This is a genomic window from Paraburkholderia sp. GAS448 (assembly GCF_050435685.1).
GTDB lineage: Bacteria > Pseudomonadota > Gammaproteobacteria > Burkholderiales > Burkholderiaceae > Paraburkholderia.
On sequence record NZ_JBNDKT010000013.1, the window covers coordinates 234,881 to 248,627 of the forward strand.

Consider the following 13,747-nt stretch of genomic DNA (forward strand, 5'->3'; position numbering starts at 1 on the left):
TAAGCGGCGGGGGAAGGCCGTCGGCTAATGCGCCCGTCATTGTCAGGACGGGCGTCCGCTTGCGAGAAAATGCTGGCGTCGTTACAGTCGGTGAGCTTTCATTGTCAACAGGACCTTGGCACTGGTTCGGACGCTACAATCGAGCCAAACCAATCACAACGAGTCGAGGGACCAATGAGAAAGCTGCTTGTCATGGCGGCGCTGGCGATCGCACCTGCCGCCGTTATTGCACAGGGCAGCGGTCAGCCATCCGACACGCATCCAGGGCACGCCCTGTTTAAGGGCAGTGACTATTTGCGGATGTCGCCAGACGAGCAACTGGGCTACGTTTCAGGTGTTATTGACGGCATTTTGTTCCACTCGCCGTTCGTAGACATATTCGAACACTGCTTTGAGCGTTTGCGACCGACTCCCGATCTGTTGAAAACCATCGCGGATCGCTATCTGGAGTCGGAGCCTGAACTCCAGAAGGCAGACATGCGCTTCCTCGTATTTCATGCGACGCTGCTCACCTGTCAGGGGATAAGGCAACTGCCCAACTGAGGACTACTTTCCATGGAGTGGCCGCCACGGACTGCCACTGGAGCAGCCGCCTTATCGCGGATCTTCCATGGCCGATGATGTGTCGCGAATCGAAGGCCGCTTGCTGTTGTGGAGCCGCCTCCTGAGCGTCCGGAGAATGGTGCCGACAGATGACCCCTCATGGGCCGATCACTGCCTCACGCGTTCGGCATAGATGGCCGGCCTCTTCCTTTCTGCAATCGGCTGCAGTCGGCCCAAAGGGGCGCCGATGGCTCGTCTCGACTGCTTCTCAGGGGAAGATCGGTGTCGTGGGCTCCGCGCCTTCGAGATCGGCCTTCGGAAAATGCTGCGCGACCATCTGCTCGATCTCATGTTCGCGCGATCCAGGCACGTCGGCCATGATCAGGAGCTGGCCGTCACGTATGGCGCCACGAAAGCGCTCGAGTCGTGGATTCGGTTCGTCGACGCCGATCATCGAGGCCGTCCAGGCCCCGAAGCCGGCCCCTGCCAACGTCAATGCGACGACGGCTCCGCCCGCAATGGCGAGCTCCGCGGGAGGATACACCAGCGCCACGAGGCCGAGAAGCGCGCCGGTCGCACCGCCGAGCGCCACGCCGCGTTCGAGCGCGTGCACGACGTCGCTGCTTTGCAGCAAGGATGCCTCGGGTAACCGTTCGAGTGTGACACTGTCATTCGCGAGGACATGGATATGTCGCCATGTGATTTGCGCCCGCAGCAAGTCGTCTACGATCGCCTTCGCCGTCGTCGTGTCAGGTACGAGGAAATAAAGACGTCTCATGTCGGCTCTCCATCAATCAAGCATTCCCCCAACGGGGTCGATGCTGTTTATCGTACGCCTGCCGCAGGCAATCAGAGGGCGTAGGTGACCTGCCCCGGAAGTTTCGGACCAGCTGAAACTTGAGATTTGAGGCTTGGCGACGTACCCGCATCCAGCACGGTCACTTCGATCCTCAATCGTCACGGTTGCATCGGCGCGAAGGCCTCGGCCGATGCCACTGCCTGGAAGCGCTTCGAGCGCAGCGAGTCCAGTCGCGATAGGGTTCACTGGCCGGGGCGATGGAGGCGGCCGTTTTGCATTGCATCGCAGCAAGTGACTCCTCCACTCGCGCGATCCGTATATGGGGCGCGCTTCCCCCTTGAGCTGCCTTGCACGATGCACAGGAGAGGACTACCTTTGCTTTAGAGCCGCTTACAACGCTCAGCGAAGCGGTCCTGGCAGACGTGCCGGCGCAGACAGTACGAAGTGCGGCAAGGCGGCACAACGACGCCAGGAGCTTTTTTGTTAGCGGCTCCAGCGAGTGACACGCAGTGAGGTGGCCTATGGCGCTTGCGATTGCCCTGAGCCTGATCATCGTATTGGCGGTGGGGTTTCACTTTGCCAGCCCCTGGTGGATCACGCCGATCGCCTCGAACTGGGTGCGCATGGACGACATGCTGACGATCACGATCGTCATTACCGGCGCGCTCTTCATCGCGATCAACCTGTTCATGGTGATCGCACTGGTGCGCTACCGCCACCGCAGGGGTCATCGCGCTGCTTACGAGCCGCACAACAAGCGGCTGGAATGGTGGCTGATCGGCCTGACCTCTGTCGGCGTGGCAGCGTTGCTGGCACCGGGGCTCTTCGTCTACGCGGACTACATACGGCCGCCGCCCAACGTGCTGCGGATGGAAGTGCTCGCCCAGCAATGGCAATGGCGCTTCCGGTTTGCCGGCCCCGGTGGCAAGCTGGGCACGACGGACGTGCGCTACATCAGCAACGACAACCCCTTCGGCATGAACCCCGGCGACCCCAACGGCCGTGACAACTACCTGATCGAGACGCCCGAGGTGCACCTGCCGCTCAACCGGCCGATCCAGGTCCTGACACGGTCGCGCGACGTGCTGCACGACTTCTACGTACCGCCGTTCCGTGCGCGCATGAACATAGTGCCCGGCATGGTGACCACCTTCTGGTTCACGCCGACCAAGGCAGGGCGTTACGACATCCTGTGCGCGCAGCTTTGCGGTATCGGTCACGCCAACATGCGCGGCGTGGTGGTGGTGGAAGACGAAGCATCGTTCTCGCGCTGGCTGGCGCAGCAGAGCACGTTCGCGCAGCGGCAGCAGGCCAGGGTGCAGGCCGCACCCGCCGCTGCAGGCGGCAGCGCCCACGCGCTCGCTGACCAGGGCAAGACGCTCGCAGAGGCCAAGGGCTGCTTCGCCTGCCATACCGTGGACGGCAGTCCGCGCGTGGGCCCCACCTGGAAGGGCCTGTACGGCAAGACCGAAACGATGGCCGACGGCAGCACCGCGAAGGTGGACGAAGCCTATCTGCGCGCCTTCATCCGCGACCCGAAGGCTCGCGTCGTGAAGGGCTTCTCACCCATCATGCCGACCTTCGACCTGAGCGAGCAGGAGCTGACCGCGCTGGTGACCTACATCGAAGCGCAAGGCGGCCCGGCCGCCAGCAGCGCAGCCCAACCCTAGCGGAGCAGACGCAATGCCCTACGCACACACCGACCACCTCCCGCAAAGCTTCTGGACCCGCTATGTCTGGAGCCAGGACCACAAGGTCATCGCAGTGCAGTATTCGCTGACGGCCATCTCCGTCGGCCTGGTCGGCCTTGTGTTGTCGGACCTGATGCGGTTGCAGCTCGGCTTTCCGGGCAAGTTCAGTTTCATCGACGCCAACCACTACTACCAGTTCGTCACCATGCACGGGATGATCATGGTGATCTACCTGCTGACGGCGCTGTTTCTGGGCGGCTTCGGCAACTACCTGATCCCGCTGATGCTGGGCGCCCGCGACATGGTGTTCCCGTTTCTCAACATGCTGAGCTACTGGGTCTACCTGCTGGCCGTGCTCGTGCTGATGGCGAGCTTCTTCGTGCCAGGCGGGCCGACCGGCGCGGGCTGGACGCTGTATCCACCCCAGGCCATCCTGCCGGGCACGCCGGGCGTGGAATGGGGCATCGTGTTGATGCTGGTGTCGCTGGCGATCTTCATCGTCGCGACAACGATGGGCGGCTTGAATTACGTCACCACCACGCTGCAGGCGCGCACGCGCGGCATGACGCTCATGCGCATGCCGCTTACGGTGTGGGGCATCTTCGTGGCGACCATCCTGGCGCTGCTGGCGTTTCCGGCGCTGTTCGTGTCGGCGGTGATGATGCTGCTCGACAAGACACTCGGCACCAGCTTCTTCATACCGGCCGTGGTGTCGATGGGGCAGACGCTCAAGCATGCCGGCGGCAGCCCGCTGCTGTTCCAGCACCTGTTCTGGTTCTTCGGGCATCCGGAGGTCTACATCGTCGCGCTGCCGGCCTTTGGCATCGTGTCGGACCTCATCAGCACGCACGCGCGCAAGAGCCTCTTCGGCCACAAGATGATGGTGTGGGCCATCATCATCATCGGTGCGCTGAGCTTCGTGGTCTGGGCGCACCACATGTTCATCGCCGGCATGAATCCGTACTTCGGCTTCTTCTTTGCCACCACCACGCTCATCATCGCCATCCCGACCGCCCTCAAGGTCTACAACTGGGTGCTGACGCTGTGGCGCGGCGATATCCACCTGACCGTGCCGATGCTGTTTGCCATCGGCTTCATCAGCACCTTCGTCCTGGGTGGGCTGACCGGGCTCTACCTCGGCAACGTGAGCGTGGACATTCCGCTGTCGAACACGTACTTCGTGGTGGCGCACTTCCATATGGTGATGGCCGTGTCGCCGATCCTGGTGGTGTTTGGCGGCATGTATCACTGGTATCCGAAGGTGACGGGACGCATGCTCAACGACACGCTCGGGCACGTGCACTTCTGGGTTACCTTCCTCGGCACCTATGCGATCTACTTCCCGATGCACTATCTCGGCATCCTGGGCATGCCGCGGCGGTATTACGCGTATGAGGGCTACAGCTTCATTCCACATTCGGCGCAGACGCTCAACACGTTCATCACCGTCGTTGCGCTGTTCGTTGCGACGGCGCAGTTGCTGTTCCTGTACAACCTGGCGTGGAGCCTCGTGCGCGGCAAGCGTGCCGACAGTAACCCCTGGCGGGCCACCACGCTGGAATGGCAGACGCCGCAAACGCCGCCAGTGCACGGCAACTGGGGCGCCGCACTGCCCGTCGTCTACCGCTGGGCGTACGAATACAGTCCGCCGGGGCACGAGGAAGACTTCGTCCCGCAAAACCAGCCGCCTGCGACGGCGCCTGAACCGGCCCACCCGACGCTTGAACCCGGCGAGGCACGCGAATGACCACACTGCACCGCTCCTTCGTTCCTGACGCGCCACCTGTCTTGCCGAATGCGAGCCGCATCGGCCTGATCGTCTTCATGGCGGTGGCAACGACATTGTTTTCACTGCTGCTGTTCGCCTATGCAATGCGCATGCGCGAGCCCGACTGGCAGCCGATCCCGCATCCGGCGCTGTTGTGGTGGAACACCGGCGCGCTGGTGCTGGCAAGCATTGCCATGCAGCGTGCCCGGCAACTGACCTCCTTACACCGCGCGGCGTGGCTGGTGTCCAGCGGTGTGCTGGCGGCCGTGTTCGTGATCGGACAACTGACCGCCTGGCGCATGCTGTCGGCGGCCGGGCAGACCGTCACCGCCAATCCTTCCAATAGCTTCCTCTACCTGCTCACCGGCCTGCACGGGTTGCATGTGCTGGGCGGGCTGGTGGCCTGGGCGGTGACGATCGCGCGTCTCCAGCGCGGGGACCCCTTCAGAACCCAGCGCGCCATCTCGCTGTGCGCCATCTACTGGCATTTCCTGCTGGCTGTCTGGCTCGTGCTGCTGGCGGCGATGTGGTGGATCACCCCTGGGTTGGTCGCCGCCATCTGCGGGCCGCTGTATGGAGCCGCGCCATGACCACGCCCACGCTCCCCACCGAATCCGCTGCCACCACGCCCGCCGACGCCGGACCTGACGGCTGGCGCGGCATCGTCACGGACTGGTCGGCCGACCGCGAAGCCTTCAAGGTGCCGTGGGGCAAGGCGATGATGTGGATCTTCCTGCTGTCGGACACCTTCATCTTCAGCAGCTTCCTGATCGGCTACATGACGGTGCGCATGTCGACCACGGTGCCGTGGCCTGACCCTTCCAAGGTGTTCGGGCTCACTGTGGGCGGCGTGGATGTGCCCTTGCTGCTGATCGCCATCATGACGTTCACCCTGATCACCAGCAGCGGCACCATGGCGATGGCTGTCAACTTTGGCTACCGGCGCAACGCAAAGCGCGCCGCCGCACTGTTGCTGGCGACCGCGCTGCTGGGCGCGACCTTCGTGTCGATGCAGGCCTTCGAATGGACCAAGCTGATCGTCCATGAAGGTATCCGCCCCTGGGGCAACCCGATGGGCGCGGCGCAGTTTGGCGCGTGCTTCTTCATGATCACGGGGTTCCACGGCTTTCACGTGACCTGCGGTGTGATCTACCTGCTGCTGATCGCACGCAAGATCCTGCAGCCGGGGTTCACGGAGCACGGCAACTTCCAGATCGTCGAGATTGCCGGCTTGTACTGGCACTTCGTTGACCTGGTGTGGGTGTTCATCTTTGCGCTGTTCTATTTGTGGTGAGGCAGACCATGGACCACACTGATGCCGCCCATCGGCCCGACGCCGCGCACGGCCAGCAGCATCCGATCGGCATCTACCTGAAGATCTGGGGCCTGCTGTTCGTACTGAGCACGATGTCGTACATGGTGGATTACTTCCACGTGCAGGGCCTGCTGCGCTGGACGCTGATCGTCGTGCTCATGATCGCCAAGGCCGGGCTGATCGTGTCGATTTTCATGCACATGATGTGGGAGCGGCTGGCGCTGGTGTACGCCATCCTGATACCGCCCCTGTGCCTGCTGGTGCTGCTGGTGCTGATGGCTGCCGAAGCCAATCACACCTTCGGCATGCGGGAACTCTTCTTCCACTGACCCCTGCGCCGACCGTTCCTCAGGCGACGGCCGTTGCGTCCAGCGCCAAGGTGAAATCATTCAGCAGGCCGGCTTCGTCTTCAATGCCGACCGAGACGCGCACCAGCGAATCGGCAATGCCCATCGTCGCGCGACGCTCGGGGCCTGTTTCCCAGTTGTTGTGGCGCCCGTCAGAGCGCCAGCCGCATACTTTCACGCAGCAGCGGGGTTCATGGATCTATCTGCATGGAGCGTGCCTGGAACGCACCGCTCTGAATACAAAACGACCCGACAAATGCCGGGCCGTGTTTGTTTCCTGGCTCGCTGAAAATCTCAGCGAAAAACACCTTCAAATCAGGCGTGCTTCTCACTGAATTCGTTGAGCGGCACAGGCGGCCTGAGCGGATCGAAGTCGGCCCACCGCCCTTGTTGCCAGCGGCCGGTCGCGCGTTCGATCGCCGCGCCTCCCGCATCGCGCAGCACCCGTGCGGCGTCCAACTGGCTGTCCGGCGACACGTGGACGGCCACCAGCACGCCGGAATCACGGGTTTCTTCGTTGCCGGCTTCACGCATGCGCTGCATCGCGCCGACCAATGAACCGACATACGCACTCACCCCGGCCGCGATCAGCGTCACGATAACCGGCGCCGAAAACGCTGCGAAAATCCCGACGCCGACCATGGCGCCAACTACTGCGCCAATCGTGACGCCTATCTCGGCACCCCTCGGCGCCTCCCTCGCGTTTGCGTCGGTGTTGAAATCGCCTGCGTGCTGGCCGGGCGGATTGACGAAAAACAGTGTGACGTCTTCCTCGACGAAACCGGCATTGAAGAGCCGTTGCGCCGCGTCTTCAGCGGCGGGGAATGTCGTAAAGCGTGCTGCGACGATGAGTGACATGTGGCCTCCTTCCATCGTTGACTAGCGGTTGCAGACTATGCCGCCCCACCTCACCCGCGCCGAGGCACAGGTGCATGCGGTGGCACGCGCCGGGACTATCCCGTGGTGCCGCGATCGGGTTCCATGCCGTCCACTCTGAACAGCCCGCTATGTAACACTACGCCTTTGCCGCCGTTCTGGGTGATCGCTTTCGCGCAAACCGGCCGGATACGATTGCGGCCGTTGTCGAAAGCAGCCGTTAAGGCGGATGCCAGCGCACAATGGGCGCCGAAATGATCTCCCAGCGCCTCGGCGGTAATTGCGCATTCAACCGGCTCGCCGTCGACGCGCGCCGTAGAGCGCACTGTCAGATTCGCGCCGTCGAAGACCGGCTGGTCGTCGGGAAAAGTGATGTGCATAAGGGAATCCTCATAGGCTGGCCGCAGCGGAATCGCACTCATGGCGAACCCTTCATTGCGCCAGCGAGTTGCTGCGCCATCGGGAGGTGACGTTTGATGGTCGGCAACGCGTGCGTGGCTGCGGCCTTCAATTGCGCATCGTCGATGCAGTGACACCGCATGTTTCCTTCGTCTCCCTACTTGGTCCGCAAAAATATGCCCGCACAGAAGCACCCGGAAAGCGACGCGCCGTTTGCCGGGCGGACAGGGTCTTTAGTGACCCGTCGGGTCCGTGGCAGCCATCGTTGCAGGTGGAAGTTTCAGGCGGGAGGCGCGGGTTGCGCTGGTGTCTCGCTGGAAGCAATGGCGGTGCCCGGCGCGCGTACAGTGCGCCGCGGGATGCGGCCGACGGCGTCGTACGCACCGCCCCAAGCCCAGTATCTGGCTGCCTTCAGCGAAACCGCAGACTGCTGACGTGGCCCGCCGGGCGCGACCGAACGGTAGCCGCGTGTTATACCCGCTTCGCACACCGGCCACACGAGGATCGTCCGTCGGGGTGGCGATAGCCATGCGGCGCTATCAGTCTCGCGAACTGGAGGACTAGAATGAATTATCCAAACCAATCGGGAGAGAAATTGTGCAACTTCACATGGATTCCCATCATTTCACACTCAGCCAGCCCGACTGGCGGGCAGCCGTGCTGGCAGGCGTCATCGCGGGCGCTGTGTTCCTGGCGTTAGGGGTTATCCTGATGGCACTGACGACGGGCGGAAGTCTGGTGGAGCCCCCACGCATGGTCGCCGCGATCATTCTGGGACGAGGCGCATTGCAATCGCCGCAAGCATTCTCAATTGGCATCGTGCTCGCGGCCTTTGTGGTGCATTTTGCCCTTGCCATCGGATTGGCGCTTATCCTCGGTCTGATCATGACGTCATTCAACCTTGACTCGAGCATGGGGATGGCTTCACTGGCGGGTGGCGCTTTCGCTGCAGCCGTTTACCTGATTAATTTCTACGGCATGACAGCGTTTTTTCCGTGGTTCGCAGAAGCGCGCAACGGGGCCAGCCTGTTCAGTCACATCGTCTTCGGTATCGTGACGGCGAACCTGTACATGAGACTGGAGCGCAACACATCCCGCAGGGTCAAGGTGGACGCGGGCGGCCTGTCGTAGTCCGGTGCCGTGCTGATCGACCGGTTTCCTGAGCAGATGAGACTCGCCGTGCACAACAACATGAGCACCTCGTCGAGATCGTCATGCCCGGCCACTCCGGTGAAAGCGCCGGTCGACATGTGCGAGGATGCTGCGCGATAGACGCGTCGCGCGTCCCTGAATCATCCGGTCGGAGACGCGTGAGAGCACATACGACGCGGCGAGCACCGCCAGCACCGTCGCGACGAAGAGCACAGGCACGAGCGACGTCTCCCGGCCGCTCTGCCCGAACACGCCCTCGAAAAGACCGGCGCGAGTTCATGTGCTTTCGCGAGCCACACACCAGGCGCCGCCGTCGCGAGCGCGAAGCCTGAGGCGAGCGAAAAAATCAGCCACGCTGTGCGCCACGTCACGCTGGATGCGCCCGTCAGATGCGACCGGAACGCGTACCACGCCCACATTCCAACGGTGAAGCATGGCCCTTGTACTGGCGGCCAGAAATAGCTGGACGAGTTGTTCGTCACATGACAGTCGAGCGTGCCGTGACAGTCGCCGATCGACAACACGATGACCGACAGTGCCAGCAACAAAGCTGTCGCGATCAGCAACCGCGTGCGGTTTGGACTGCGTGCTTCAGGCAGAAGCCGGTGTGCCGCGCTGCACCACGCGCATCATGCTGACGATGGCCGCCACAATCGAAAAGCCCGCTGCCACGTACAGGGCGATCGTGGGTCCATGTTGCGGCGCAACGCCGAAGATGAGCGCGACCAGTGCGGCGCCGAGCGTCTGGCCGGTGAGCCGCGCTGTGCCGAGCATGCCGCTCGCGCCGCCGCTGCGTTCGCGCGGGGCGGACGAGAGTATCGCGCGGTTGTTCGGCGACTGGAAGAGGCCAAAGCCCGCGCCGCATAGCGCCATGCGCCAGGCGATGTCGAACGGCTCGTGGTGTGCGCCGAGCGTGGCCAGCAGCAACAGGCCGCAGGTCATCACGACGAGGCCGATGCCGCCGAGTATCCCGGCGGAATAGCGGTCCGACAATATTCCCGCAAGCGGCGCCGCGAAGATGATGACGAACGGCCATGGCGTCATCAGCAGGCCGGTTTGCACCTGCGAGAAGCCGAGTGTGTCCTGCAGCATGAACGGCAACGAGACGAACGCGAGCATCTGCGCGGCAAACGAACAGATCGATGTGCCGATCGACAGTGAGAAGACCGGAATCCGCAGCAGGTCGACGGGGAGGAGCGGCGCCGGCTGCGTCAACTGCCGCCGCACGAAGAAGTAGCCGATCACCGCGGCAGCGACAAACTCTGCAATCACGAAGCTGCGATGCTCCCCGTGGCCGAGGCCGTCGACGGCAAAAATCAGCAGGCCGAACACGAACGCGTTCATGACGGCGCTCAGATAGTCGTAGGGAGAGTTGTGCGGCTTGTTGCGCGGCAACGCCCTGAAGCCGCCGATAACGGCCGCGATGCCGATCGGCACGTTGATCGCGAAGAGCCAGGGCCACGACGCGACGGCCAGCACGGCGGACGCGACCGTCGGTCCGACGGCCGACGAGACCGCCACGACCATCGCGTTGATCGAGATGCCCCGTCCGAGATGATCGGGCGGATAGATCATGCGCACGAGCGCGGTGTTGACGCTCATGATCCCGGCCGCGCCGAAGCCCTGAATCACGCGCGCGAGTGCGAGCATCGGTAACGAATTGGCGAGCGCGCAACCGAGCGACGCGACCGTGAAGAGAATGAGGCCGGAGAGGTAGACGCGCCGATAGCCGATGCGGTCGCCGAGCGAGGCGAGCGGCAGCAGTGAGATGGTGATCGCCAGCTGATAGGCGTTGATGACCCAGATCGAGCCGGCGGGGCTGGCGCGCAGATGTCTCGCGATCGTGGGCAGCGCGACATTGGCGATCGCGCTATCGAGAACGGCCAGCGTGATGCCGAGCGCGACGACGAGAATGGCGCCGTAGCGTTGCGGCAAGGGCAAGCCTTGTTCGTCGTCCATCGGTACGGATCGGGCGGATGAGGAAGCGCCCGATTGTACGGAACCGTCCTTACAGGAAGGTTGTACGCGCATCGTTCTAACTTTTCTTTGCAGGCGAGGGCGCCCGGCGCACACCGAGGTCGTTGAGGCATCAGGCAGGAAGACGATGCATCGTCTTCCTGCCTCGCTTCGATCTGAGCCTGTACCCGGAGGTCCGGTTACTTGAGCTCGTACAGACCCGTGTGCGTCGTCGAGTCGATTTCGTTCAGGTGCGTCATGAAGCGCGCAACCGCGTTGGTGGTCTCCGCGCTGACCGGCAGATTCGACACCTTCAGCGCGTGCAGACGGAAAATATAGCGATGCGTCCTGTCGCCACGCGGCGGCGCGGCGCCGCCGAAGCCGACCGTGCCGTAGTCGTTTTGCACCTGCAGCGCGCCTTGCGGCAGCAGGCTGCCGTCGGCCTTGCCGGCGTTGCGCGGCAGCGAGCGGGCGTCGGCGGGAATGTTGACGACGACCCAGTGCCAGAAGCCGCTGCCAGTCGGCGCATCGGGATCGTGGACGGTCAGCGCGAAGCTTTGGGTTTCGGGCGGCGGCGCGTCCCACTGCAGCGCCGGCGAGATGTTTTCGCCGGCGCCGCCGAATGCTTTGTCGTCGTATTCCTGCGCCTTCGACATGAAGCCGTTGGTGGGAAACTCGTCGGACCAGAGTCGGAAATCAGCCATCGGATGTCTCCTTCAAAGATGGTCTCAAGATGGGCGGACGCCCCAGGTGAACGCCGGTTTATCAATCGAGTTTAGCACCGGGCGTCGAATAATCTGCGCCGTTTCTGCGTGCAACGACGAAACCGGTCAGCCCCGCAGGTCGAGCGCATCGATGTCGCCTTGCAGCCAGTCGGCGAGACGCTGGATGACGCCGTCGACGTCCCGGTTCGCGCCGCGCAAGGCGCATTCCCACACCACGGCGACACGCCAGCCCGCCGCGTGAAGTGCGAGCTGTGCGCGTTCGTCGTTGCTGCGGTTGCGGCCGATCTTGTCGCGCCAGAACTCGGGGCGCGTCTGCGGCCATTTGAACAGATGACAGTCGTGACCGTGCCAGAAGCAGCCATGCACGAAGACCACAGCGCCATAGCGCGGCAACACGATGTCGGGGCGGCCGGGCAGATCGCGGGCATCCAGACGGAAGCGGAACCCGCGTCGATGCAGCAGGCTGCGGATCAGGATTTCCGGTTTGGTGTTGCGGCCGCGAATGCCGGACATCATCCGGCTGCGGGTGGCCGCGTCGACGACGTCGACCATCAGGCCACCAGCGCGACGTCCTGCGGCGTGTCGTCCAGTGCGCCGCTGCCGGAAAGCAGCGCTTCCACGTGTGGCGCCATGATGCGGGCGACTTCCTGCACCACCGGCATCACGACGCTGTTGCCGAACTGGCGATAAGCCTGGGTATCGCTGACCGGAATCCGAAACGTGTCCGGAAAGCCCATCAAACGCGCGCATTCGCGCGGTGTGAGCCGTCGCGGCCGCAGCCCTTTGCCCTGATGGACAAGAATCTCGCTGCCGTCCTTGTGATAGCGCGCGGACAGCGTGCGGGTGACGCTGTCCGGATACGCCATGCCAAAGCCGAAACCGTTGCCTGCTGCACGATGCTTCTCGGCGTAGTGCTGCAGATAAGCCCATAGTTTCGGCGTCAAGGTGTACTTTGGCTGGATGCGTCGCGCGGCGTGATCGAAGAAGCGGTCGCCGTCCCAAGGGAGTACCGGTTCCTTGCCGTCCGTCCGATGCAGGATCGAGCCAAGGCGCGGACCTTCTGTCGGCAGACGCAGGTCGTCCCACGAAAAATTCGACTTGCCGCGAAAGCCGACGATGATGATCCGCTCCCGATGCTGCGGCGTGAAATGTTGGCCATCGACGACCCGGTAGTGCACTTCGTAGCCGAGTTCGTCGCGCAGGGTTTGCAGGATCACGTCGAACGTGCGGCCTTTGTCGTGCGACAGCAGGTTCTTTACGTTCTCGAGCAGAAACGCCGCCGGGCGCTTCGCCGCGATAATCCGCGCGACATCGAAGAATAGCGTGCCCTGGGTGGTGCACTCGAAGCCGTGCGGCCGGCCGAGCGCGTTTTTCTTGCTGACCCCGGCAATCGAAAACGGCTGGCACGGGAAGCCGCCAAGCAGGATGTCATGAGCCGGCACGTCGTCGGCGGGAAACGAGACGATGTCGCCGATGAAGGAATGGCGGCTGCCGTAGTTCTCCAAATAGGTTTTCTTCGAGAATTCGTTCCATTCGCTCGTGAAGACGCATTCGCCGCCTTGTGCCTCGAAACCCATGCGAATGCCGCCGATGCCGGCGAACAGGTCGATGAACTGGAAACGCGAGGGGGCCGCCGCGATGCCGCCGACGCCAGTGCCGGAGTTGCCGGTTGCGAGCAGCGCGCGAAGGGCGGGTCCCAGCATGGCGGGGCAGGGTGTGTCGGCCTTTTCCCAGCGTCGGACGGTCTTGGTGTCCTTGCCGACGTGTTCGGCGATTTCTCGTTGTGTGTAGCGGGTGCGAGCCTGTCTGAGCAGCGCTAGCAGCGTGGCCTGGGTCACTATCGGTCCTTGCTGGGGATTTTTGCGGACATTATGACCTATAGCCGTCCCTTTTTAACCGGGCGGTGTAGATGTCGCGATGAAAAAAGTTCAGGTGCCGAACGGAAGAGGGCTCGGTGCGCCGATCCGGGTGAAGCCGTGAAAACTGGGGGAAGCAGCCCTGGCGACCGGGGAGCAGGACGCTCGCACCGGCCGCCAGTTGTTCGCGCTGCGCGGGAAGCATGGGCGAATGCCCATGGGATGAGAGTTTTCCAATACCGAAATGAGCCTGGAGAGACCGGGTTGTCGGAATGATTGATCGTTAGAGGAAACGTGATTTTAGGACGTAAGTGTTCGTG

The 13,747-nt window shown here is 63.2% G+C and carries 15 protein-coding genes and 2 pseudogenes; 7 read left to right on the top strand and 10 right to left on the bottom strand.

The genetic code is table 11. The features are described 5' to 3' along the window. Positions 1-174 precede the first annotated feature (174 nt). Entirely contained in the window at positions 175-543 is a 369-nt protein-coding gene (locus tag P3T23_RS24000) for a hypothetical protein (protein WP_429318602.1), read from the top strand. A 268-nt stretch (positions 544-811) separates the two neighbouring features. Here the strand turns inward: P3T23_RS24000 and P3T23_RS24005 are convergent, their stop codons facing one another. Beyond that, complete coding sequence (locus P3T23_RS24005) at positions 812-1,321, bottom strand: DUF1269 domain-containing protein (RefSeq protein ID WP_429318603.1); 510 nt, start codon at positions 1,319-1,321, stop codon at positions 812-814. A 542-nt stretch (positions 1,322-1,863) separates the two neighbouring features. Between P3T23_RS24005 and P3T23_RS24010 the strand changes: the two genes are divergently transcribed. From P3T23_RS24010 to P3T23_RS24030, 5 genes are read left to right on the top strand one after another with little or no spacing between them, the layout of a single operon-like run. Continuing rightward, positions 1,864-3,012, top strand: coding sequence for a c-type cytochrome (locus P3T23_RS24010; RefSeq protein WP_429318604.1), 1,149 nt, complete (start codon positions 1,864-1,866; stop codon positions 3,010-3,012). 13 nt (positions 3,013-3,025) lie between these two features. After that, positions 3,026-4,780 carry a cytochrome c oxidase subunit I gene (ctaD, locus tag P3T23_RS24015; protein ID WP_429318605.1) on the top strand — a complete coding sequence of 585 codons (1,755 nt, stop codon included), beginning with the start codon at positions 3,026-3,028 and terminating at the stop codon, positions 4,778-4,780. Beyond that, a complete protein-coding gene (locus P3T23_RS24020; protein ID WP_429318606.1) occupies positions 4,777-5,391 on the top strand; it encodes a cytochrome c oxidase subunit 3 in 615 nt (204 codons plus the stop codon). The genes ctaD and P3T23_RS24020 overlap by 4 nt, the downstream gene beginning before the upstream one ends. After that, a complete protein-coding gene (locus P3T23_RS24025) occupies positions 5,388-6,095 on the top strand; it encodes a heme-copper oxidase subunit III family protein (protein WP_429318607.1) in 708 nt (235 codons plus the stop codon). The genes P3T23_RS24020 and P3T23_RS24025 overlap by 4 nt, the downstream gene beginning before the upstream one ends. Positions 6,096-6,103: 8 nt before the next feature. Next, the gene (locus tag P3T23_RS24030; protein ID WP_429318608.1) at positions 6,104-6,445 is read left to right on the top strand and encodes a cytochrome C oxidase subunit IV family protein; all 342 of its coding nucleotides are present in this window, start codon (positions 6,104-6,106) and stop codon (positions 6,443-6,445) included. Positions 6,446-6,464: 19 nt separating this feature from the next. Here P3T23_RS24030 and P3T23_RS24035 read toward each other — a convergent pair. The 4 genes and pseudogenes from P3T23_RS24035 to P3T23_RS24050 all read right to left on the bottom strand — a co-directional run. Beyond that, positions 6,465-6,599, bottom strand: a pseudogene (locus P3T23_RS24035) (PLP-dependent transferase); the annotation flags it as partial. Positions 6,600-6,778: 179 nt separating this feature from the next. Further along, on the bottom strand, positions 6,779-7,321 hold the full coding sequence (locus P3T23_RS24040) for a hypothetical protein (protein ID WP_429318609.1): 543 nt from the start codon (positions 7,319-7,321) through the stop codon (positions 6,779-6,781). Between the two features lie 95 nt (positions 7,322-7,416). Continuing rightward, the gene (locus P3T23_RS24045; RefSeq protein WP_429318610.1) at positions 7,417-7,761 is read right to left on the bottom strand and encodes a DUF1488 domain-containing protein; all 345 of its coding nucleotides are present in this window, start codon (positions 7,759-7,761) and stop codon (positions 7,417-7,419) included. Beyond that, positions 7,758-7,859, bottom strand: a pseudogene (locus P3T23_RS24050) (DUF4142 domain-containing protein); the annotation flags it as partial. The gene P3T23_RS24045 and the pseudogene P3T23_RS24050, both read right to left, overlap by 4 nt. A gap of 488 nt (positions 7,860-8,347) precedes the next feature. Here P3T23_RS24050 and P3T23_RS24055 point away from each other — a divergent pair. Continuing rightward, positions 8,348-8,869, top strand: coding sequence for a hypothetical protein (locus P3T23_RS24055; RefSeq protein ID WP_429318611.1), 522 nt, complete (start codon positions 8,348-8,350; stop codon positions 8,867-8,869). Positions 8,870-8,950: 81 nt separating this feature from the next. On the opposite strand, the gene P3T23_RS24060 is transcribed toward P3T23_RS24055, so the two are convergent. From P3T23_RS24060 to dcm, 5 genes are all read right to left on the bottom strand, one after another. Beyond that, entirely contained in the window at positions 8,951-9,109 is a 159-nt protein-coding gene (locus P3T23_RS24060; RefSeq protein WP_429318612.1) for a hypothetical protein, read from the bottom strand. A gap of 372 nt (positions 9,110-9,481) precedes the next feature. Further along, a complete protein-coding gene (locus P3T23_RS24065; RefSeq protein WP_429318613.1) occupies positions 9,482-10,921 on the bottom strand; it encodes an MFS transporter in 1,440 nt (479 codons plus the stop codon). Between the two features lie 125 nt (positions 10,922-11,046). Continuing rightward, positions 11,047-11,550, bottom strand: a complete 504-nt coding sequence (locus P3T23_RS24070; RefSeq protein ID WP_429318614.1) for a YbhB/YbcL family Raf kinase inhibitor-like protein — start codon at positions 11,548-11,550, stop codon at positions 11,047-11,049. A 126-nt stretch (positions 11,551-11,676) separates the two neighbouring features. Then, complete coding sequence (locus P3T23_RS24075) at positions 11,677-12,123, bottom strand: very short patch repair endonuclease (protein ID WP_429318615.1); 447 nt, start codon at positions 12,121-12,123, stop codon at positions 11,677-11,679. Beyond that, on the bottom strand, positions 12,123-13,409 hold the full coding sequence (gene dcm / locus P3T23_RS24080) for a DNA (cytosine-5-)-methyltransferase (RefSeq protein ID WP_429318616.1): 1,287 nt from the start codon (positions 13,407-13,409) through the stop codon (positions 12,123-12,125). The genes P3T23_RS24075 and dcm overlap by 1 nt, the downstream gene beginning before the upstream one ends. Positions 13,410-13,747 lie beyond the last annotated feature (338 nt).

What these genes read in the sequence shown, in the direction of transcription:
- P3T23_RS24030 (WP_429318608.1), top strand. Translation starts at nt 6,104, where the DNA reads ATGGACCACACTGATGCCGCCCATCGGCCCGACGCCGCGCACGGCCAG.
- P3T23_RS24075 (WP_429318615.1), bottom strand. Translation starts at nt 12,123, where the DNA reads ATGGTCGACGTCGTCGACGCGGCCACCCGCAGCCGGATGATGTCCGGC.
- P3T23_RS24040 (WP_429318609.1), bottom strand. Translation starts at nt 7,321, where the DNA reads ATGTCACTCATCGTCGCAGCACGCTTTACGACATTCCCCGCCGCTGAA.
- P3T23_RS24055 (WP_429318611.1), top strand. Translation starts at nt 8,348, where the DNA reads ATGGATTCCCATCATTTCACACTCAGCCAGCCCGACTGGCGGGCAGCC.
- P3T23_RS24010 (WP_429318604.1), top strand. Translation starts at nt 1,864, where the DNA reads ATGGCGCTTGCGATTGCCCTGAGCCTGATCATCGTATTGGCGGTGGGG.
- P3T23_RS24025 (WP_429318607.1), top strand. Translation starts at nt 5,388, where the DNA reads ATGACCACGCCCACGCTCCCCACCGAATCCGCTGCCACCACGCCCGCC.
- P3T23_RS24065 (WP_429318613.1), bottom strand. Translation starts at nt 10,921, where the DNA reads ATGCGCGTACAACCTTCCTGTAAGGACGGTTCCGTACAATCGGGCGCT.
- P3T23_RS24070 (WP_429318614.1), bottom strand. Translation starts at nt 11,550, where the DNA reads ATGGCTGATTTCCGACTCTGGTCCGACGAGTTTCCCACCAACGGCTTC.
- P3T23_RS24005 (WP_429318603.1), bottom strand. Translation starts at nt 1,321, where the DNA reads ATGAGACGTCTTTATTTCCTCGTACCTGACACGACGACGGCGAAGGCG.
- P3T23_RS24045 (WP_429318610.1), bottom strand. Translation starts at nt 7,761, where the DNA reads ATGAGTGCGATTCCGCTGCGGCCAGCCTATGAGGATTCCCTTATGCAC.
- P3T23_RS24020 (WP_429318606.1), top strand. Translation starts at nt 4,777, where the DNA reads ATGACCACACTGCACCGCTCCTTCGTTCCTGACGCGCCACCTGTCTTG.
- ctaD (WP_429318605.1), top strand. Translation starts at nt 3,026, where the DNA reads ATGCCCTACGCACACACCGACCACCTCCCGCAAAGCTTCTGGACCCGC.
- P3T23_RS24000 (WP_429318602.1), top strand. Translation starts at nt 175, where the DNA reads ATGAGAAAGCTGCTTGTCATGGCGGCGCTGGCGATCGCACCTGCCGCC.